This is a genomic window from Flammeovirga sp. OC4 (genome assembly GCF_000812565.1).
In the GTDB taxonomy this organism is placed as follows: Bacteria; Bacteroidota; Bacteroidia; order Cytophagales; family Flammeovirgaceae; genus Flammeovirga.
This window is the reverse complement of the sequence record NZ_JTAM01000005.1, coordinates 46,719-67,307: the sequence shown is the minus strand read 5'-3', so window position 1 is coordinate 67,307 and position 20,589 is coordinate 46,719. Positions and strand designations below refer to the sequence as shown.

Here is a 20,589-nt window from a genome sequence, read left to right as displayed (position 1 = left end):
GTGTTATATATATGTCACCATTTATGGTCAATAATCCTGTATAGGAGATAGTATGTGGTAAGTGCTACGAATAGAAAACTATTGGTATACAGTCACAACATTTCCCTCGGAAATTAAACCGCAATCAAATTGGTGTAAGAAATTTTAAAAGAAGATCACTACCGTTGAATCAGGGTAGTGCGGGGGTATAGAATTATGAAAATGCCAACAACTGGGATGGATCAAAGGAAAGATCCTCCATTACATATAGGGTATATGTTTGTTGTGTTAAATACATTTTGGCAATAACTTTTTAAGTTTAATTCTACGCAATTATATGTTTAATATTTTTTATCTGCAAAAAAAACTTTCAATTTCATTAAAAATGATTCTTAAGAAGTTTCATAAAACAAGCGGTTTTATCGAGTGGATTACAAAAATAAAAAACTCATTATACAAAAGAGAAGGACCTTTCAGTATAATGAGTTTTTTATTTTTTGTAATATTTTGATTACTACGGCATTTTCACTACAAAAGCATCACTGAAGCCTAAGCTTCTGATTCTTAGTTTTAAAGATTGAGCGGTTTCCGTAGTTGGTACGTTTCCTACCGTATATTTATAGATCTTTTTATTATTTCTAATAATCTCATGTTCCTTAATCAAATGTCCTTGATTCAGTAGCTTCTGGAAATGAGGATTAGTGTTTGATACTTTTTTGTTAGTGGCTAAAATTTGAATGCTGTAATTATCGCCTTGAGGAACATCAGATTGTTGGTGGAAGCTTTGGAATCCTTGGAAAATCGCATTAGCAATTTCCTTTTGCCCTTTTTCAGAGTTGATGTACCTTCTTTCATAAGGATTCGATAGGAAACCACATTCAATCAATACAGAAGGCATACTTGTATTTTTTAAAACATACAAATTGTAACCTCTATCTTGTTTGTTCATCAGTCCTCTAGACTGAATTAAAGTTTTCTTTTCGATACTATTCAATAAAACTTTAGCAAGTGCAACACTCACCTGATCTTGATCCGTGTCAACATGAGCTTTAGCACCTACAATCCATTTGTTTGGATTTGAATTGCTATGGATACTCAAAAAGTAATCCGCTTGTGCCACTTCTGCAAAATCAACTCTGTCTTCTAAGCTGATGTATTTATCACTTGTACGAGTATAATACACCTGAATGTTAGGCATATATTGTCTCATCAATAAACCTACCTTTTTGGCGATTCTAAGGTTGAGCTCTTTCTCATGCATATAAGCACTAGAACCTCTTGGTTTTCCGGGGTCTTTGCCGCCGTGTCCGGGGTCAATTACCACCACATAAGTTTTTTTACTTTGGCCAACTACCTTCGTAGATGATCCAAATACAGTGAAAAAGAGTAAGGTGATAAAGACGGTTGTATATATTTTTTTGAGTGTTCCCATTATCTTGTTAAGGAGTTGGAATGTTGTGGGTTTGAATCAGATGATCTATGAAATTGTCGACACTTTCTGATACTACTTGATAGCAATTTTCAAATCCTGAAATACCTCCATAATAGGGGTCATCCACATCTTTATTCGAAGTTTGATTGTCGAAAGACCTTAGTTTTGAAACTTTGGATAATTGCACATCATCAGTTGCTAGTCGAGTAACGTTTGTATAATTACTGTCATCCATTACAATAACGTAGTCAAAGTGATCTAAATCTTCTGCTAAAAATTGTCGAGCAATAGAGGCTAATTCTACACCATGTTTCTGAGCTGTTGATCGCATACGAGAATCCGCTCTTTCTCCCGCATGACCAGCATATGTACCTGCTGAATCAATTTCAAAAAAGCTGTCTAATTTTCTCTCTGCTATTTTATGGTGCATTAAACCGTCAGCCAAAGGAGAACGACAAATATTACCAAGACAAACAAAAATTACTTTAACAGTAGACGTCATTCAAAAAATGTTTAAAAAAGTATTTATAATAAACGGTATGTAAAACTAATTAAAATTTATTTCAGTTAGATTTGATTATAAAATTTATTGAAATAAAATTGAGAAATGTAAGTATTAAGTTTAGGATAGAACACACATCTCTTAATAATTACAAATATTTGAAATTCTAGTCAAAAAAGTAAAGATTATTTATACAAAAATGTAATACAGGTGAATTTTGATTGTAATTTAAGTAAAAGTACCACTAAAATTGGCATCAAAATTTATCTGACTTTAGTAGGTAATACATTTTTTAAGCATTTATTGGAAGTAATTCTATTCTAAGGTTATTTTCACAAGTGCATTATTTACAATACAACAATGAAACAAATTTTACTAAAAGTGCTCTATTTCTTCTTATTTCTAATAGTTGCATCAGTAGTTTTCTTCTTTTGGGCTAAATCTCCAAACCTTGAGAAATCCGATTATGCAAAGGTGGTTCAATTTGAAAACTCTAAAACTGTTGAGGATGATTCCACTATCAGTATTATCTCTTACAATATTGGCTACTTGTCAGGAATGACAAACAATACATCTGTAAGGCCGACAGAGGAATTTTATCAAGGGAATATGGATAAAATTCTGAAAGATTTAAAGGTCTACAGACCAAGTATACTAGCATTGCAAGAAATAGATTATGGAGGGAAAAGATCTTATTATGTAAATCAGTTTGAGGTGATAGGAAAGGAATTAGGGTACCAAAATGGTGGAATGACGATTAATTGGGATAAGACTTATGTACCATTTCCTTATTTTCCACCTTCTGTTCATTTTGGTAAAATGTTGAGTGGTCAGGCTATTTTGTCTGATTATAAAATTAAGGAGCATGAAAGAGTAGAATTGTCGAGAGTAAGAAGTCATCCTTATTATTATTCTTCAATGTATCTGGACCGCCTTGCTGAAAGAATATTGGTGAATATTGGAGGACAGGATGTGATGGTTTTCAATGTGCATACAGAAGCTTTTGATGTGCCTACAAGAGAGTTGCATATCAGTTTTCTTAAAGATTGGTTTTTGAGAGTAGAAGAAAAAATGCCAGTAATTATGGTAGGAGACTTTAACAGTGATCCAACGTATAAGGAAAGAGGAGTTTTAGAGTTTTATAATGATGAAAGAATTGGAGCAATGTGCTCTAAAGAAGATTTATTAAAAGAAGGAACACTCACTTATCCTACAGATACAGCCATTGAACAACTGGATTTTGTCTTCTTTTCTAAAAAACATTTTGAGCTGATAGATTGGAAAGTACTTTCAGAATTTGGTCAAGTTTCGGATCACTTCCCAGTCTTTACAAAGCTGAAACTAAAAAAATAAAGATTTCACAAAAAGCATTCTGAAAAAGAGTGCTTTTTTTATTAGCTTTGTCAGCTTATGAAATATGCTGTAATTGATCTTGAGACAACAGGAGGGTCGGTAGCCCAAGGAGGAAGAATTATTGAGATAGCCATCATTGTTTTAGAGGATGGTGTTGAGATAGATCGCTTTGAGTCGTTTGTGAACCCTGAAATGAATATTCCACCTTTTATCCAAAATTTGACAGGGATAAAAAATGGAATGGTGAAGAATGCACCAAAGTTTTTTGAAATCGCCAAAAAGGTCGTTGAAATAACGAAAGATTGCTTGTTTGTAGCTCATAATGCGGACTTTGATTACAATTTTGTGAAAGATGAGTTCAAGTCATTAGGCTATAAGTATAGAAGGAATTCAGTGTGTACCGTTGAATTATCAAGGGTATTATTACCAGGGAAAAAGTCTTATAGTTTAGGAAAACTATGTGATGAAATTGGTATTCCTCATAACTCAAGGCATAGAGCAATTGGTGATACAGAAGCTACAGCTAAATTATTCCAATTATTATTAAAGCAGCCAAAAGCAGGTGAAGTAATTGAAGAAATGACCGATTATGATGTTTATTCTTCAAAGAAACATTACCAGCTTTCAAAAGATAAAATAGATAATCTACCTGACGAAACAGGAGTGTATTATCTCTACAATGCTGAAGAAGAATTAATCTACATCGGCAAAAGTAAAAATATACGAAAAAGAATCCTCCAGCATCTTTCAAATAAGAGCACTCCAAGGGCCATAAGAATGGCTGAAATGGTAAGAGATGTGAAAACTACGCTCACGGGCAGTGAATTAATTGCATTGTTATTGGAATCTGACGAAATTAAGAAACACCTTCCAAGGTTTAACAGAGCACAACGACGTGCGAAGACCTTCTTTGGTATTTATCAGTCTTATGATGATAATGGATATGTTAATTTCAGCATTGCTCCATTGTCTGAAGGTGATCATCCTGTCACTACAACTTTTTCAAGAAAAGAAGCGGAAAAGATTTTAGATAGGATGGTGGATAAGAATAATCTTTGTCAGAAACTGTCAGGTATTGACCATAGTGATAAAGCTTGTTTTAGGTATCATCTGAAAAATTGTAATGGTGCTTGTATAGGTGAAGAAAATCCCGAAGATTACAATAAAAGAGCATTACAAGCTTCAATGAGATTTAGCTACGGAGTTCCTAATATGTTCTTAATTGACAAAGGAAGAGAAGAAGATGAAAGAGCCGTTGTACAAATCGCAAAAGGGATTTACAGAGGTTTCGGTTACATCAAAATGAACGAAAACTACTCTCCAAAAGAACTCGAAAAGGTCATTACTCCTTATGATGACAACGCTGATGTAAATAAAATAATCCGTGGAATTCTTCGAAAGAAAAAAGGTATTGAAAGAAAGGTCTTTTATTAAACTATTGCTGACAATATGCACGTTCATTGCACTTCATTTTAATGCTGTTGCCAATAAAGGTGTACTGATGTTTAGTAATCAAAATATCGATCTCGGAGTTGTAAGTCATGAAGTCACTTACCATATTATTATCCCTTTTAAAAATATTGGAAAGCAAAGCGTTGAATTGTTGAAAATAGATACGGATTGTGGTTGTTCTGAGGCTTCTTTTTCAAAACAGATGATAGCCCCTGGAGATTCAGCAACAATTAGTGTTGATTTTAAACCTACAGAGGGAGAAACACCTTTTTATCGAAGCATTGTATTATTGACAAACGGTAAAATTGGTCAATATACTATTTCATTACAGGGGACAGTAGCGAATTCTAATCCAATAATCGCTACTAATAATGAGTATCATATTCCTTGGAAATCCGCAAAAAGTGCGATCCCGTTACTTTCAAAATATGCTTTAAGAGTGGAAGGGAAAAAAGGAGATGTTATCAACTATCCGTTGTATGTGACCAACCTTGGGCAGAAACCTTTAGTACTTCATCAATTTGACACAAAAGGAAAAGCAGAGACAATGCAGTACCCCCGAATGGTACAACAAGGAGAAATTTTGATGATTCCTCTTCAGATAAAGTTAACTGAAAGTGGAGTTTTTCGAGACTATTTCAAACTTATGACGGATGAGAAAAATATCCTGATCCGTTTACAGACTATTGTAAATTAAAAATGCCAATTGTTAAACCTCAAAAGTACAAACTGCCATTCTGGCAATTTAATGGACATCTACAGACCATTCTTCCCTCTATTCAAAGAAAAATAGAAGGTGTTTCTTATGATCGAGAACGAATTGAATTGGAAGATGGTGACTTCTTTGATTTTGATTGGTTGAGAAATGGTAATCAACGTTTGGTGATTGTTTTACATGGCCTGGAAGGTGGTGTTGATAGACATTATTGCAAAGGGATTGCAAAACTATTTTCAGAAAATCAATGGGATGTTTTAGGATGGAATTGTAGATCATGCAGTGGAGAAATCAATAGATTGCCAAGATTCTATCATCATGGAGATATCAAAGATGTAGAAGTAGTTTTATCAAGAATAGAAAAGTACAATTATAAAGAAATCGCTTTCGTAGGTTTTAGTATGGGAGGTGCCATTTCTTTAAATACTTTAGGTACACCGTCTTTGAAACTTGATAATGTAATTGGTGCAGTAGCAGTTTCAACTCCTATTGATTTAAAGACGTGCAGTGATGAATTAGAGAAAAGGTCGAAACGTTTTTATAATCAAAAATTTAATAAGAAGTTGAGTGCCAAAGTTATGGCCAAAACAAAAGTAATGGATGGGATTGACGACCACTTAATTCAAGACGGGAAGATCAAATCATTAAGGGATTTTGATCGTTATTATACCGCACCATTGCACGGATTCAAATCAGCAGACGACTTCTATTATCAAGCTAGTCCGCAAAGAAAAATAAATAATATCCAAAAGCCTGTTCTTCTTTTAAATGCATTAAATGACCCTTTTCTGACCAAAGAAAGTTACCCATTTGATCTTGCAAAAGAGAGTAAATACTTATATTTGGAGGCTCCAAAAAAAGGGGGGCATGTTGGCTTTTGCAGAGATAAAGAATACTACACTTATTCTGAGCAGAGAAGCTTAGAATTCCTAAACAATTGTTCAGCATTTTAGAATTAAAAGAAATGAGTATGATCAAGTCAAAAACAATACTTCGATTCCTAGTTTTATTCAACCTATCGTTTTTCATGTTTTCATGTCTTTCTAAAGAAGGTGCTAAATCTGATTTAGAAAAATCTTATTTACCAATGGCCAAGGGGAAACCTGGTGAAATGGTATTGGTGATGGATTCTGTACAATGGAAACCTCAAGACGGAGTAGGTGCTGATTTATACAAACTAGTGTTAGGAAAATCAAGAGGAGTATTGCCTCAGCCAGAACCTCAATTTACAGTAACACAAGTAATTCCTTCAGGGTTTACAAGTATTCTTAAGCAAGCTAGAAATGTATTGATCGTAACAACATTTGATCAAAATACGAGAGAAAGTGCCGTTTTAAGATCTTTTTTTGGGAAAGGTGTAATCGAGAAATTAAGAAAAGAGAAAGATAAATTTCATTTTATCAAATACGATGCGTGGGCACAAGGGCAAACAGTTGAACTTTTATTTGCGAAAGATGAAGCAACATTAAGAGAGGTTTTGAATGACCCCGAAAAACAAAGAGCAATTGCAGAACCTTTCCATGATTTAGAAACAAAGAATCTTCAAAAAGCCATCAATAAGACATATTCAAGAGTGACGGACAAGTTTTTAAGAAAGAACATGAACGTTTCTATGAAATTATTAGATGGTTATAAAGTCGCTCAAAATGATGATAACTTTTTATGGTTAAGACATCCAGAGCAAAGCTTTGATAAAAATATTTTCATTTCTAGAGTACCTTACACTGATCAAAAGCAATTTGACCCTGAGCAAATCATTATCGATAGAGATAGGTTGGCAAAGCAATATTTGTATGGTGACCCAAGTAACCAAAACTCTTTTGTAGTGACGGAGAAATTGGTACCAGTAGAGTCGCAAAACACAAAAGTAGACGGACGCTTGGCAATTGAGACAAGAGGGCTTTGGAAAACGAATAATATCACAATGGGGGGGCCTTTTGTGAGCTATACTTTTACAGATAAATCTGGAGCCTATTTATACTACGTGGAAGGCTTCATTTTTGCACCAGGAATGGATAAAAGAGAGCTTGTAAGAGAAATGGAAGCTCAATTAAAGACATTCAAGGAAATAGACTAGAGAAATTAAAGATGTATTACTATATTAGGGGGAAGTTAACGAAAAAACTTCCCACTTTCGCTGTGTTAGACGTACAAGGAATTGGGTACGAAATTCGTTGGCCATTAAATGCATTCAGTCTTTTGAATGAAGGAGAAGAATGTACTTTATATACTTATCTATATGTGAAAGAAGATGTCCAACAGTTGTATGGATTTGCGACTGAAAACGACAGAAGCTTGTTTTTATTATTGATAAGTGTTTCAGGTATAGGACCCTCCACTGGATTAGCGTTTTTATCTTCTCTGTCTTCATCTGAAATATGTTCTGCGATTATGCAGGAAGACTCGAAGACTATTCAAAGTGTAAAAGGCATTGGAGCCAAAACTGCACAAAGAGTAGTGATCGAGTTGAGAGATAAAATATCTAAGTTGCAGTATTCAGGAGAGTTGACGCAAACCACTGTTGCCGTAGCACCAGATAACGCTAAAGTGGATGAAGCTATGGACGCCCTTGTAGCCTTAGGTTTTACAAGAGCAGGAGCACAGAAATCGATCAAACTGATTATCAAGAAACATGGTTCAGATTTATCAGTTGAAAAATTAATAAAACTAGCTTTGAAAAATAATTAATCTCCTCAGCCTATAGATAAATTTTTTACTTTTTGAGCACCTTGCGTGTATTAAATTATCAACATAATCTGACCTCAATTTGTTTCGCTTTACAGTTGCAACTATTGTCAACGTACTGTTATATGTATTCTTTTTAAACGATGCGTATTCATCAACAGCATATCATAGTACAGCATACGAGGTTTTTCAGCAAGAGAAACCTCAGGAGATAAGACAAGAACAAGACACAAGTAAATATGTGCCTTCTAAGCCTTATGAAAAAGATAGGTTCGGGGATCCTATTGCCTCTCCTGAACGAAAATCTCCTCTGATTAGTACTAAGCCAAATACGGAAACGAGTATTAGTATTGATTCTGCAGGTAAAACCTACAATGTGAAGGAGACATTGAATGGTGATGTAGACTATAGAACCCCTTCTTACATTCATTATGATGCCTATAAAGATTACCTCTTTAGAAAGCAGATGGCTGAATATTATAATAGCCTTTCTGTAGCTCAAGATGGTAATGACGTTTTGCCCGGAATGGATGGAGGTCGTTTGATCCCTGAAATTGAATTGGGCAGAGCTGCCGATTTCTTGTTTGGAGGTAGTACGCTTGATTTTGAGTTGAATGGTAATGCTATGTTGGATTTTGGCTTTCTTTTCCAAAGAGTTGATAATCCACAAGTTCCTGTAACACAACAACGAAATGGAGGTTTCAATTTCGATCAACAAGTAGGATTAGGTATGGTTGGTAAGATTGGAGATAAGTTAGAGCTATCGGCTAATTTCGATACCAAAAGTACATTCCAATTTGATCAACAATATAATATGAGCTACACGGCCTATGATTATGATATCATTCAAGATATTCAAGTAGGTAACGTAAGTTTTAATGTTCGAAATTCATTGATTTCAGGTGCTCAAAACTTATTTGGTGTATATTCTAGATTGCGTTTTGGTAATCTATACGTAAGTAGTGTTTTCTCTTCACAAAGAGGTTCACAAGAAACAATTACGATCAAAAATGGCGGTCAGAATAGAGAATTTGAATTTAGAGCCGATACTTACGATAATAACCGACATTTCTTCATAGGACATTTCTTCAGAGGTAAGTATGAAGAGTCTTTAAAAGCCACTCCCAATATTATTTCTGGTGTAGTTGTAACTAGAATGAAGGTTTATGTTACGAATAGAAGTAACGACACCGAAACACAAAGAAACTTAGTTGGTTTAATGGATTTGGGTGAAGCCGTTCCATACAATCCAGCTTGGGTAGATATCAATAATAATAATTCTGCCGCTGATAATAATGCCAACCTATTATATAAACAGTTAAGAAACCTTAACCGTCAGTCTGATGCAATAAAAGGTCAACTTGAGGGGATAGGATTAGAAAATGGTTCCGAATTTGAAATTTTACGTAGTGCCAGAGAGTTATCTCCCACTGAATTCCAATACAATCAACAATTAGGTTATGTCTCTTTATCTTCTCCATTGAGAAATGACGAAGTTCTAGCCATCGCTTTTGAATACACCTTTAATGGAGTGAAGTATAAGGTGGGTGAATTGAATGAAGACTTAGCGAACCTTTCTCAAGATGAAGTAATGTTCATGAAGCTATTAAGTCCTTCCACGATCATTACAAAAGCACCTGATCTTTATAACCCAGGTCAAGAAGTTGTATTCCCAATGTGGGACTTAATGATGAAGAATATCTATTCTTTACAAACATCAGGAATACAAAAAGAGGACTTCCAATTTAGAATTATCTATAGAGATGATGCAACGGGTGTTGACAACCCAAGTATTCAAGAAGGGGCAATTGCAGGTGTTCCATTGATCGAAGTGACAGGTTTAGATCGTTTGAATATGAACTTAGAACTTCAAAAGGATGGTAACTTTGACTTTGTGGAAGGAGTGACTGTAGATTCTAAAAATGGACGGATTATTTTCCCTGTATTAGAACCTTTTGGCTCGACGATAGAAACAAGCTTACAAAACGATCCCGTTACTATTCAAGACAAATACGTGTTCAATGACCTCTATGAAAGGACACAGGCTGATGCCGTATTGAATACAAGGCAGAACAAATACTTCATGTTGGGTAGTTACAAAGGAGGTTCATCTAATGAGATATTACTTCCGGGAATTAATATTGCAGAAAACTCTGTAGTCATTACTTCAGGTGGAGTTACCTTGACAGAAGGAGTACAATATACAGTAGATTATCAATTTGGTAGAGTGACCATTTTGGATCAAGGTGTATTGACTTCAGGTAAAGATATCCGAATTACTTACGAGAGAGCAGACCTTTTTAACTTCCAGACAAAAACGTTGGCAGGGGTGGATTTAGAATATCACTTTAATGAAGATTTCATTATTTCTGGTACGTTAATGCACCTTTCAGAAAAACCCTTGATCTCTCGTGTCAATGTGGGAAGTGAACCCATTAAGAATACCATGTGGGGTCTTACTTTGGATTATACTACAGAATCAAGATTACTGACGAAGTTAGTAGATGGTATTCCAGGTTTAGACACAAAAGAAAGATCGAGTTTCTCTTTTAAAGGAGAGTTTGCCCAATTGATTCCAGGCACCCCATCCTTAATCGGAACAGATGGTACAGGTTATATTGATGACTTTGAAGGAGCAGAGGTGCCATATGATTTAGGATTAAACCCAACGTCTTGGGCACATGGTAGTACTCCACTGAAAATATTGAAAGACCAAGGCTTGGAGGATAATCCACCGATGACGCCTCAAGATTCATTGAAATACAATGACAGAAGAGCATTATTATCTTGGTATAATATTGATAACGTATTTTATTATACATCAGGAAATACAAGTAGACCTTCCAATATTTCAGATGAAGATATGCAAAACCATTATGTGAGACTTATCCCATATAATGAGGTATTTAAAAACCGTCAAGCCAATCAAATCAATACCAATGAGGTAACATTTGACCTTGCTTATTATCCAACAGAAAAAGGGCCTTACAACTACAATACAGATCTCAATGCAGATGGTACGCTTAAAGATCCAACCAAAAATTTTGGTGCAATTACGAAAGCTATTACCACTGATGTAGATTTTGATAACTTGAATGTTCAGTATTTGGAGTTCTGGATGATGGACCCTTTCATTCAAGGACAAAATGCGTTGGTAGAAGGTCAAAATAACAATACGGGTGGTAAACTATACATTGATTTAGGTAGCGTTTCTGAAGATGTAGTTCCTGATGGAAGACATTTCTTTGAAAATGGAATGACGACAAACAAAAGTCTACTGAACGAATCAGTTTGGGGTTACTCGCCTACCACACAATTTGTCAATAATGTGTTTAATACAGCAGTTCCAAGAGCAGCACAAGATGTTGGTTATGATGGTTTGACGAGTGAAGAGGAAGCTGATTTCTTTAGAACAAATTTTATTGATAAATTACCAAGTGTATTATCGTCAGAGGCTAGGGCTGCTATTCTTGCCGATCCATCAAGTGATGACTTTAGATACTATTTGGGTGGAGACTTAGATGCACAAGATTTAAAAGTATTAGAGCGTTATAAACGTTTTAATGGGCCAGACGGTAACTCTCCAGAAAATTCAGGAGGGACATCTTTTACACCTTCAAATACCAACTACCCTAATAATGAAGATTTAAATGGAGACAATACTCTGAATGAACTAAACGCTTACTACGAGTACGAGTTTGAAATGCGTCCAAATCAATTATCCAACAACCCGTATATCGTCGACAGAGTAACATCAGAAGCTCCAGATTCAAGAGAATTAGTAACATGGTACCAAGTTCGAATTCCTATTCGTAATGAAGATAATTATGAGAAGTTCGGTAGTATAGACAATTTCAAATCAATCAAATTCATTCGTTTATTTATGACAGATTGGGAGCAGCCTGTTGTATTAAGAATGTTGAATTTCCAATTGGTAGGTGCACAATGGAGACCTTACACATTGAATATTGATGAGGAAGGCGCTACTCCAGCTACTGCAACTGTAAACATTTCATCGGTAAACATTGAGCAAAATGGTGTTACAGATGAAAGTGGTAAAATTCCTTATGTATTACCTCCAGGTTTTGAAAGAGACTATGATGCAACATCAACGGTTTCAAGAAGAATTAACGAACAATCGCTTCAAGTCTGTATCGATGATTTGAGAGATGATGAAGGTGTGGCGGTCTTTAAAAACTTTAGCTTGGACCTTGTCAATTATAAAAGAATTAAAATGGAGCTCCATGCTCAATCTGATAATGCGAAAGATGAAGATTTGAGAGCATTCTTAAGAGTGGGTACTGATTTGGTAGATAATTACTATGAAATTGAAGTTCCTTTACACATCACACCAAGGTATACTACTACCCAAGAGGCGATTTGGCCTAGGGAAAATGAGATTGATATTGCACTAGAGGAACTTTATAGATTAAAATCTGAAAGAAATAAGAGTGGTGTAAAAAGGAATGAAATATACCCCACAAATCTGACTGAACCTAACATTAGAAATTATAGAGTAAGAGTGATAGGTAACCCGGATTTAAGTGCAGTTCAGACGGCAATGATTGGTGTCAGAAATCCTGAAACTACAGACGCCAGCCCTTACAATGTATGTATTTGGGCCAATGAGTTAAGGGCTACCGAATATAGTACTTTCTCTGCTTGGGCAGCAAATGCTTCAGTGGATGCAACGTTGGCGGACTTTATGAATATTAAAGCCAATACAAGATACAGTACTGTCGGTTTTGGTGGAATTCAAGATAAAATTGGCGATCGCCAAAGAGAGAGCAATCTTGAATTTGGTATCTCAACGAATATTAACTTAGAAAAAATATTCCTGAACCGTGTAGGTCTATCGATCCCGATTTATATGAGTTATGATCGAAAGGGATCCAATCCTTATTTTGACCCGTTAGACCCAGATACGCCTTTAGATATCTCTCAGGGTAGTTTTGAAACGGCAGCAGAAGGAGCATATTACGCTGATCAGGTAAGGTACCTAGAGGTGTCTAGAAGTATTAATATTTCTAACTTGAGTAAAGTTAAGATGAACCCAGAGGCAAAAAGTTACCCTTGGGATATTGAAAACTTAAGCTTAAGTGGCGGGTACTCTGATTCCAAAATGAGGGATAAAAATACGGAAGCTAGAGATTACACCCAATGGCAGTTAGGGGCTGCTTATTCTTATCAGTCACCACTCAAAAACTGGGAGCCATTTAAAAATAACGAAATGGGTGAATGGGGTGCATTGGTGAAAGATTTTAATATTATGCCAATTCCAAACTCATATTCAGTAAGAGGTAATCTAAACCGTACTTATCGCTATACGCAATTTAGAACACTGAATGATGATGGTCAATTTACCACTGAAGGTATTTTACCTACTTACGAAAAGCAGTTCCTCTTTGATAGAGGGTATAACTTAGGTTGGAATTTTGCTAAAAGTTTGAAATTGGATTATAATGCTACAGCAAATGCATTGGTTGATGAACCTGAAGGGGCCATTGATACGGATGTGAAACGAGATTCGATTATTAATAATTTATTGGATTTCGGACGTATGAAACAATTCAATCAGACCATTGCAGGTACTTACAATATTCCGATCAATAAAATTCCAGCATTAGATTTTATTGGAGCCAACGCACGTTATACAGCAAATACGAATTGGACGGCAGGAACTTTAGGTATTGCAGATACCTTGGGTAACGTAATTTCAAACAGACAAGATATTGCCTTTAACTCCAAACTTGACCTTAATAGTATTTATAAGAAAATAGGTTATGTAAATCACTTGGAAAATGGTGTTTCCTCTCGTTCAAGAAGCAGATCGAGGTCCAGAAATTCATCAGGAGCAAGGAAGAAGAAAGATAACACCCGATTGGCTTATGAGAAAATTAGGTTGAAAGATAAGCTCAAAAAACTAAGAGCAAAACAAAAGGAGTTAAGAACGGAAGAGGCTGATAAGAAAAAAGCCGAAAAAGAGAAGTTAGAAGGGAAGATTGCGAAGCTTAAAACAAAAATTGAGAAGTATAAAGCCAAAGAGAAAGATATTGCTCCATTGGAATTGAAAATAGAAGAATATACGACTCAAATTGCAGCACTTTCAGAAAAGAAAGAAACGGATACCGTCGAGGAAGAAAAAAAGAATTCGAAGTTGGCAAAACTTGATGCTGAAATCAAAGAATACGAACAAGAACTTTTAGCCGTCAACAAACAGCTGAAAGAAAGAGAAACACCAAGGAAATCTGCCGGAGAAAGTATAGGAGATGCTGGTATACGTTTGGCAACAATGGTAAAAGATGTTGACCTGACGTATTCAGAAAATAACTCTACAATTCTTCCAGGTTATATGCCACAGGCAAAATACTTAGGTTTTGATGAGAACTTTGGAGCTCCAGGTTTAGGCTTCATTTTGGGTAGTCAAGATCCTAATATTCGTTTTGATGCAGCAAAAAGTGGATGGCTTACATCAAGTTTATATCTCAATCAACAGTTTACGCAAGTAAAACAAGAAAAGTATCAAGTAAGAGCAAACCTTGAGCCTTTCAAGGATTTGAAAATCACTTTAACGAGTGAGCATAATACAACACAATCGTATACTGAGGTTTTCCGAATTACAGAAGCGGCGAATGATTATGAATCACTTTCACCTCAAAGAACCGGTACTTTTGGTATGAGTTTCTTCAGTTTACCAACTGCGTTTAGTGCACCTGATGGAAACAATCAATCTGCAATTTTTGATCAATTCGTAGCCAATAGAGAGGTGGTGAAAAACAGATTGAACTCTATGAGAACTCAGTCGCAAGAAGAGTATGTCAACAATGATCAGGATGTTTTAATTCCGGCTTTCATTGCGGCTTATACCGGTCAAGATGTAAATAATGTTGGTTTAACAGCTTTTCCGAGTTCATTCCCTATTCCAAACTGGGATATTCGTTATACAGGTTTGTCCAACATTAAGGGATTAAATGATGTGTTTAAGACGATCACGTTATCGCATAGTTATAAATCAAATTATACGGTAGGTAGTTATAACTCTTCATTACTTTATGGAGCAACGGAGATTGGACCTGACAAAGGAATCAATGATACTCCAAGTGCCAAAGATGACGGTCAAGGAAATATCGTTCCTGTTTATGTTATAAACCAAGTAAATATTGAAGAACGTTTTGGACCTTTGATTGGTATCAACATCAAACTGATGAATGATTTGCAAATCAAATTTGATTATAATAAAGGTAGACTGTTAGCATTAAACTTATCCAATGCTCAGGTAACAGAACAGCTGAATAATGATTTTACAGTAGATGTCGGTTATACTAAATCGGGAATGAAACTTCCATTTAGATCAAAAGGTAGAACAAGAGTATTGAAAAACGATATCACTTTTAGACTTGCTTTCTCTATTCGTGATAACCAAACGACTCAATACAGAATTGATGAAGACAATGTAGTTACTGCAGGTAATATGAACTTGGCATTAAGACCTACAATCAACTATATGTTGAATGACAGAGCAAGTTTACAATGTTACTTTGATAGAACAATCAACGACCCGAAAGTCTCTAATGCTTTTAGAAGAACATCTACAGCATTTGGTTTCCAATTTAAATACTCATTGACACAATAAGGAGTATTTAAAATAATCATAAGACAAGGATTAAGATTTTTATCGAATGCAGGTTATTTTGAGTATACCTAATGCACTGTCAACTAAGTTTTTGAATATTTTAGAGATCAGGAGATTTCTGCGGATCTCTAGGATACGAATGATGCTATCGCATAACATTTGCACCAGTGGATCTACTACCATTTTATTTTAGTTGCATTTTCATTGGCCTTGACTTCTTTGTTCTCATAAGAGAAATGAAGAAGAAGGAAGTTTGAAAGTTGACGATAATTTAGTTTAAAATGAGTCATCTCTTTAATTGCAATGGCAAAAAAAGGATGACTCATTTTTTATCTTAAGTACATTGTAAACTAAGTTTACGTTAATATTTAATCAACATTTCTACACACATTTATAGGCTCTACTTTCAAGCTTCTTTCTTCTTCATTTTTCCATTGATGAAAAACGAAGCAAAAAATCTAGGCTTATAAGTCAAAAGCTAAATTCCATTTCTCTCGCCTAAATGATTTTAAACTCGCTAAAGCTCAAACAGCAAAATCATTTTTAACGGCTCAATACATGGAATTCTGAACGCTTTTCCCTTCAAGGCCGAGGAAAGTACTGCCAAACGAATTGGGTAGAATGCCACTGGCGCGAATGTTAAGCGTTAGCGGCATTCGTGTCCTACAGATCAACAGAAATCTCCTGATTTCTAAAAATCATAAATATTCGAAAACTTAGTTGACAATGTATTAAGTACTAAGGCCAAATAATTAAGAGTTAATTGTCATTTACTTTTGTGTATAGTTTTTACAGACAAATAATAGCAAATTATAAATTACCTCTTAAAGCCTGTTCTCTTTCAATAGCTTCAAACAAAGCCTTGAAATTACCTTTACCAAATGATTTAGCACCTTTCCGTTGAATGATTTCAAAGAAAAGAGTGGGACGATCTTCTACAGGTTTAGTGAAAATTTGTAACAAATAACCTTCCTCATCTCTATCGACAAGAATATTGAGTGCTTTGAGTTGATCTATTTCTTCATCAATATCGCCTACACGATCTCTCAAGTCATCGTAATAATTATCAGGGACATAAAGAAATTCTATACCTCTGTTTCTTAATTCTTGTACCGTATAGCAGATGTCGTCTGTCGCAACTGCAATGTGTTGTACTCCGGCACCGTTGTAAAAATCTAAGTACTCTTCAATTTGTGATTTCTTTTTCCCTTCTGCAGGTTCGTTGATTGGGAATTTTACATACCCATTTCCATTGGAGACCACTTTGGACATTAGTGCTGTGTAATCCGTAGAGATGTCATTATCATCAAAAGTCAATAGCAACTTAAAGCCCATCACTTCTTCATAAAAACTGACCCATTTATCCATCTCACCCAAATCAACATTCCCTACACAGTGATCTACATACTTAAGACCTACTGCTTTTGTTGGAAAATTAGCTTGACGAGCTTCAAATTTAGGGAGGAAAGTGCCCTTATAGTTTTTTCGTTCGACAAAAGTGTGGACGGTATCTCCGTAAGTTTTTATAGTGGCCATGACGACTTCTCCACTTTCATCAGACATCACCCTTGGGGTATGAACAGGTATTGCTCCTCTTTTTACAGTTTCTTCAAAAGACTTTCGGGCATCATCAACCCAGAGTGCAAGTACTTTTACACCATCGCCATGTTTATGAACATGATCGGAAATTTCAGAATTCGAAGAAAGCGAAGTTGTAAATACAAAACGAAGCTTACCTTGTTGCAAGACGTAACTGCTACGATCTCTCACTCCAGTTTCAGGCCCAGAGTAAGCAAGGAGTTCAAAGCCGAAAGCAGCTTGGTAAAAATAAGCAGCTTGTTTTGCATTTCCGACATAGAATTCGATGTGATCGGTACCGTTGATAGGGAGGAAATCTACCTCTTCCATCTGTTTTGTACTAGATGTTAGCATGTGAGTAATAATTAAATGGTTTATGATTTATATGTGTTTGAGTGTTTTACTTTTATGTGTTTACAAAAGTATAGAGCCAAAAAAAAGCCTTTGTATTCCTATAACAAATGAAATGCATGATCAGAAATCATGTCTTTCAACATGGAAAACAAAGGCTTTTATATATTTAGTGTTGTCTCATAGATGAGATAATATCTTTCTTTAGTAATGTGTTTTTATATACGTGAAATAAATATACTTAGTTTAATTGATCTTTTAAAATTCTGAACTCCACAATTGGTGAAATTCTTTCATATAAGATGTTGTATACAGCCCTAGTTATAGGCATTTCATTTTCTATTTCGAGACGTTTGGCGATCTCAAAGATACTGTTTACAGCATAGTATCCTTCAGCAACCATTTGCATCTCCAATTGGGCAGCTTTTACAGAATAACCATGGCCAATCATATTACCAAAAGTTCTATTTCTACTGAATTGTGAATATGAAGTGACCAACATATCGCCCAAATAGGCAGTACCTAGTAAGTTACGTTTAATGTGGTAAGCTGCTTTTAAGAAATATTGAACTTCTTGCATAGCGTTTGATACTAGAACAGCTTGAAAGTTATCGCCATATCCCAACCCATGTGCAATACCACAAGAGATAGCAACAATATTTTTCATAACTGCGGAGTACTCCACTCCATAAATATCTCTGATGGAAGTGGTTTTGATATATCGATTACTCATTGCTTCAGAGAGTGCAGTACCAAACCTTTTACTTCCTGATGCAATTGTCAAATAAGCCTGTTTTTCCATGGCTACTTCCTCTGCGTGACAAGGACCTCCAATTACAGCGACTTTTTTATGATGCACATTGAAGTTCTTTTCAATATGTTCAGTGACCAATATATGTTTTTCAGGAATAAGACCTTTAATGGCAGAAATTACAAATTTATCTTTGAAATCTTCCGGTGTTAAATCTTTGATTGCATCTAAAACGAATGCTGCAGGAACCGCTAATAAGATGGCATTTGCACCTCTAATAGCATCTTTTATATTACTAAATGGTTTTACTGTTTCATTTGAAATTTTAGCCGAGGGTAAATATCTAGGGTTTGAATGATATTGTTTGATGTGATTGATATCATCTTGATTTCTAATCCACCAATGTAATTTAGTCAATCCTCCATCTGATAAAATTTTTACTAATGCAGTCGCCCAACTTCCACCGCCTATCACTGCAATTGTAGAGATGTCGGGTATCTCTTGTTGATTATCAGTGTTTTGTATATTTTGAATTTCTTTTGCCACTCTATTATAAGGTAAATTTTATGTAAAGGTAATAAATACACTTTAGAATGATGGTCATTTCACAGTACAATAATGCCTATTTAATTTCTGCTTTACAATTGATTTAGTATCAGATTTAAATAATTGTTTGAAAATAGTGATACGAATTTCATTTTAAACTTTGAATTATTTTGTCAATAATTAAAAATGTATGTTAATTTGTTTAATTATTTCAATTAACTATAGATTTAATTCAATTTTTTGTAATTTTGAAGTTATTACTATCTGAAACAAATCTGATATGAAAGATATACAATCATTAGAAAGCTGGTCTGTAGTAAAAAATGGCGGTCCAATCGCCATTGCAGGTCCATGTAGTGCAGAGTCTGAGGAGCAGTTAATGGATACTTGCCGTCAGATTACTGAAGAGATAGGTATCACGTTATTAAGAGCGGGTATCTGGAAACCAAGAACTAGACCAGGATCTTTTGAAGGTATTGGTGAGGAAGGTTTGAAGTGGTTTGCAAATGTGAAGAAAGAATTGAATATGCCTATCACTACTGAAGTGGCTAATGCTCAACACGTTGAGTTAGCATTGAAGTATGGTGTAGACGTTCTTTGGATTGGTGCTCGTAGTACTGTAAACCCATTCACTATCCAAGAGATTGCAGATGCATTGAAAGGTGTGAAAGACGTTCCTGTAATGATCAAGAACCCGATCAACCCTGATGTAGCACTTTGGAAAGGAGCTATCGAAAGAATTTATGGTGCTGGCGTTCGTCAAATCGCTGGTATTCACCGTGGTTTCTCTTCTTTTGAGAAAACACAATATAGAAACGTTCCAATGTGGAAATTAGCAATCGCTCTTAAAACTGAGCTTCCTAATTTACCATTGATCTGTGACCCATCTCATATTGGTGGTACACGTGACCTTATCTATCCAGTATCTCAAAAAGCAATCGACTTAGACTTCGACGGTTTAATGATCGAAACGCACAGAGATCCAGATAATGCTTGGTCGGATGCTTCACAACAAGTTACTCCTAAGCGTTTAGCTGAAATCCTTAATGAAGTAAACATTAAGAAGAGCACTACTGACGCTGAGGAAGTAAATTCTAAATTAGATACTCTTCGTGGTAAAATTGACCGTTTAGATAACGAGTTATTAGAAGTGTTATCTCAAAGAATGAACGTTGTTGGTGAGATTGGAGACTATAAGAGAGAAAACAACTTGACTGTATTCCAAGCAGGTCGTTGGATCGATATCTTCCAAAATCGTCCAGAGCAAGCTGCTAAGTTAGGATTAAGCAAAGCGTTTATGGAGCAATTATTCAAATTGGTTCACGACGAGTCTATCCGTCTTCAAACTGCAGTTGTAAATACAGAAAAAGCATAAGTGGAATCTGTATTTGAAGAATATTAAAGGCGGTGCACTATGGTGTTGCCGCCTTATTTTTTTGATCTAAGTACTGGAAAAAAAAGTTATGGAACTTTTTTTAGGGAAGAGGGAAGATAAATGGTCCGTGTTGTGGTCCATGAGGACGTTTTACTAAAACGTCCCTACAATCTACTTTAAATTTTTGGTAGGATATCATCTATGATGGATACCGTTGTAGGGATGTTGCATTGCAAC

Annotated in this window: 12 protein-coding genes; 8 read left to right on the top strand and 4 right to left on the bottom strand. The window is 35.3% G+C overall.

Annotated elements, in window-relative coordinates; genetic code table 11:
• Positions 1-493: 493 nt before the first annotated feature.
• Together PL77_RS05555 and PL77_RS05550 are read right to left on the bottom strand one after the other, a co-directional pair.
• Entirely contained in the window at positions 494-1,411 is a 918-nt protein-coding gene (locus PL77_RS05555) for an N-acetylmuramoyl-L-alanine amidase (RefSeq protein ID WP_044202619.1), read from the bottom strand.
• Positions 1,412-1,418: 7 nt separating this feature from the next.
• Positions 1,419-1,913 (bottom strand): low molecular weight protein-tyrosine-phosphatase, encoded by a 495-nt coding sequence (locus PL77_RS05550; RefSeq protein ID WP_044202617.1) that lies wholly within the window; start codon positions 1,911-1,913, stop codon positions 1,419-1,421.
• Positions 1,914-2,273: 360 nt separating this feature from the next.
• On the opposite strand from PL77_RS05550, the gene PL77_RS05545 reads away from it, so the two are divergent.
• The 7 genes from PL77_RS05545 (at position 2,274) to sprA (ending at position 15,751) form a co-directional block, all read left to right on the top strand.
• Positions 2,274-3,266 carry an endonuclease/exonuclease/phosphatase family protein gene (locus PL77_RS05545; RefSeq protein WP_044202616.1) on the top strand — a complete coding sequence of 331 codons (993 nt, stop codon included), beginning with the start codon at positions 2,274-2,276 and terminating at the stop codon, positions 3,264-3,266.
• Positions 3,267-3,323: 57 nt separating this feature from the next.
• A complete protein-coding gene (locus PL77_RS05540) occupies positions 3,324-4,700 on the top strand; it encodes an exonuclease domain-containing protein (RefSeq protein ID WP_044202612.1) in 1,377 nt (458 codons plus the stop codon).
• Positions 4,701-4,704: 4 nt separating this feature from the next.
• Positions 4,705-5,415: a DUF1573 domain-containing protein gene (locus tag PL77_RS05535; protein ID WP_156152253.1), complete on the top strand. Its 711-nt coding sequence runs from the start codon at positions 4,705-4,707 to the stop codon at positions 5,413-5,415.
• A gap of 2 nt (positions 5,416-5,417) precedes the next feature.
• On the top strand, positions 5,418-6,386 hold the full coding sequence (locus tag PL77_RS05530; RefSeq protein WP_044202609.1) for a YheT family hydrolase: 969 nt from the start codon (positions 5,418-5,420) through the stop codon (positions 6,384-6,386).
• A 17-nt stretch (positions 6,387-6,403) separates the two neighbouring features.
• The gene (locus tag PL77_RS05525; protein WP_172665804.1) at positions 6,404-7,510 is read left to right on the top strand and encodes a DUF4837 family protein; all 1,107 of its coding nucleotides are present in this window, start codon (positions 6,404-6,406) and stop codon (positions 7,508-7,510) included.
• Between the two features lie 11 nt (positions 7,511-7,521).
• Positions 7,522-8,121: a Holliday junction branch migration protein RuvA gene (ruvA, locus tag PL77_RS05520; RefSeq protein WP_044202605.1), complete on the top strand. Its 600-nt coding sequence runs from the start codon at positions 7,522-7,524 to the stop codon at positions 8,119-8,121.
• A 79-nt stretch (positions 8,122-8,200) separates the two neighbouring features.
• Positions 8,201-15,751 (top strand): cell surface protein SprA, encoded by a 7,551-nt coding sequence (sprA, locus tag PL77_RS05515; protein WP_052444198.1) that lies wholly within the window; start codon positions 8,201-8,203, stop codon positions 15,749-15,751.
• A gap of 810 nt (positions 15,752-16,561) precedes the next feature.
• Here sprA and hppD read toward each other — a convergent pair.
• Together hppD and PL77_RS05505 are read right to left on the bottom strand one after the other, a co-directional pair.
• A complete protein-coding gene (hppD, locus tag PL77_RS05510; RefSeq protein ID WP_371199159.1) occupies positions 16,562-17,683 on the bottom strand; it encodes a 4-hydroxyphenylpyruvate dioxygenase in 1,122 nt (373 codons plus the stop codon).
• Positions 17,684-17,921: 238 nt separating this feature from the next.
• On the bottom strand, positions 17,922-18,977 hold the full coding sequence (locus PL77_RS05505) for an NAD(P)H-dependent glycerol-3-phosphate dehydrogenase (RefSeq protein WP_253273967.1): 1,056 nt from the start codon (positions 18,975-18,977) through the stop codon (positions 17,922-17,924).
• 280 nt (positions 18,978-19,257) lie between these two features.
• Between PL77_RS05505 and PL77_RS05500 the strand changes: the two genes are divergently transcribed.
• On the top strand, positions 19,258-20,352 hold the full coding sequence (locus tag PL77_RS05500) for a chorismate mutase (protein ID WP_044202603.1): 1,095 nt from the start codon (positions 19,258-19,260) through the stop codon (positions 20,350-20,352).
• Positions 20,353-20,589: the final 237 nt, after the last annotated feature.

Bases quoted from the DNA above. Each gene is read 5' to 3' on its own strand.
- hppD (WP_371199159.1), bottom strand. From the start codon at position 17,683: ATGCTAACATCTAGTACAAAACAGATGGAAGAGGTAGATTTCCTCCCT.
- PL77_RS05530 (WP_044202609.1), top strand. From the start codon at position 5,418: ATGCCAATTGTTAAACCTCAAAAGTACAAACTGCCATTCTGGCAATTT.
- PL77_RS05555 (WP_044202619.1), bottom strand. From the start codon at position 1,411: ATGGGAACACTCAAAAAAATATATACAACCGTCTTTATCACCTTACTC.
- PL77_RS05550 (WP_044202617.1), bottom strand. From the start codon at position 1,913: ATGACGTCTACTGTTAAAGTAATTTTTGTTTGTCTTGGTAATATTTGT.
- PL77_RS05500 (WP_044202603.1), top strand. From the start codon at position 19,258: ATGAAAGATATACAATCATTAGAAAGCTGGTCTGTAGTAAAAAATGGC.
- ruvA (WP_044202605.1), top strand. From the start codon at position 7,522: ATGTATTACTATATTAGGGGGAAGTTAACGAAAAAACTTCCCACTTTC.
- PL77_RS05545 (WP_044202616.1), top strand. From the start codon at position 2,274: ATGAAACAAATTTTACTAAAAGTGCTCTATTTCTTCTTATTTCTAATA.
- PL77_RS05525 (WP_172665804.1), top strand. From the start codon at position 6,404: ATGATCAAGTCAAAAACAATACTTCGATTCCTAGTTTTATTCAACCTA.
- PL77_RS05540 (WP_044202612.1), top strand. From the start codon at position 3,324: ATGAAATATGCTGTAATTGATCTTGAGACAACAGGAGGGTCGGTAGCC.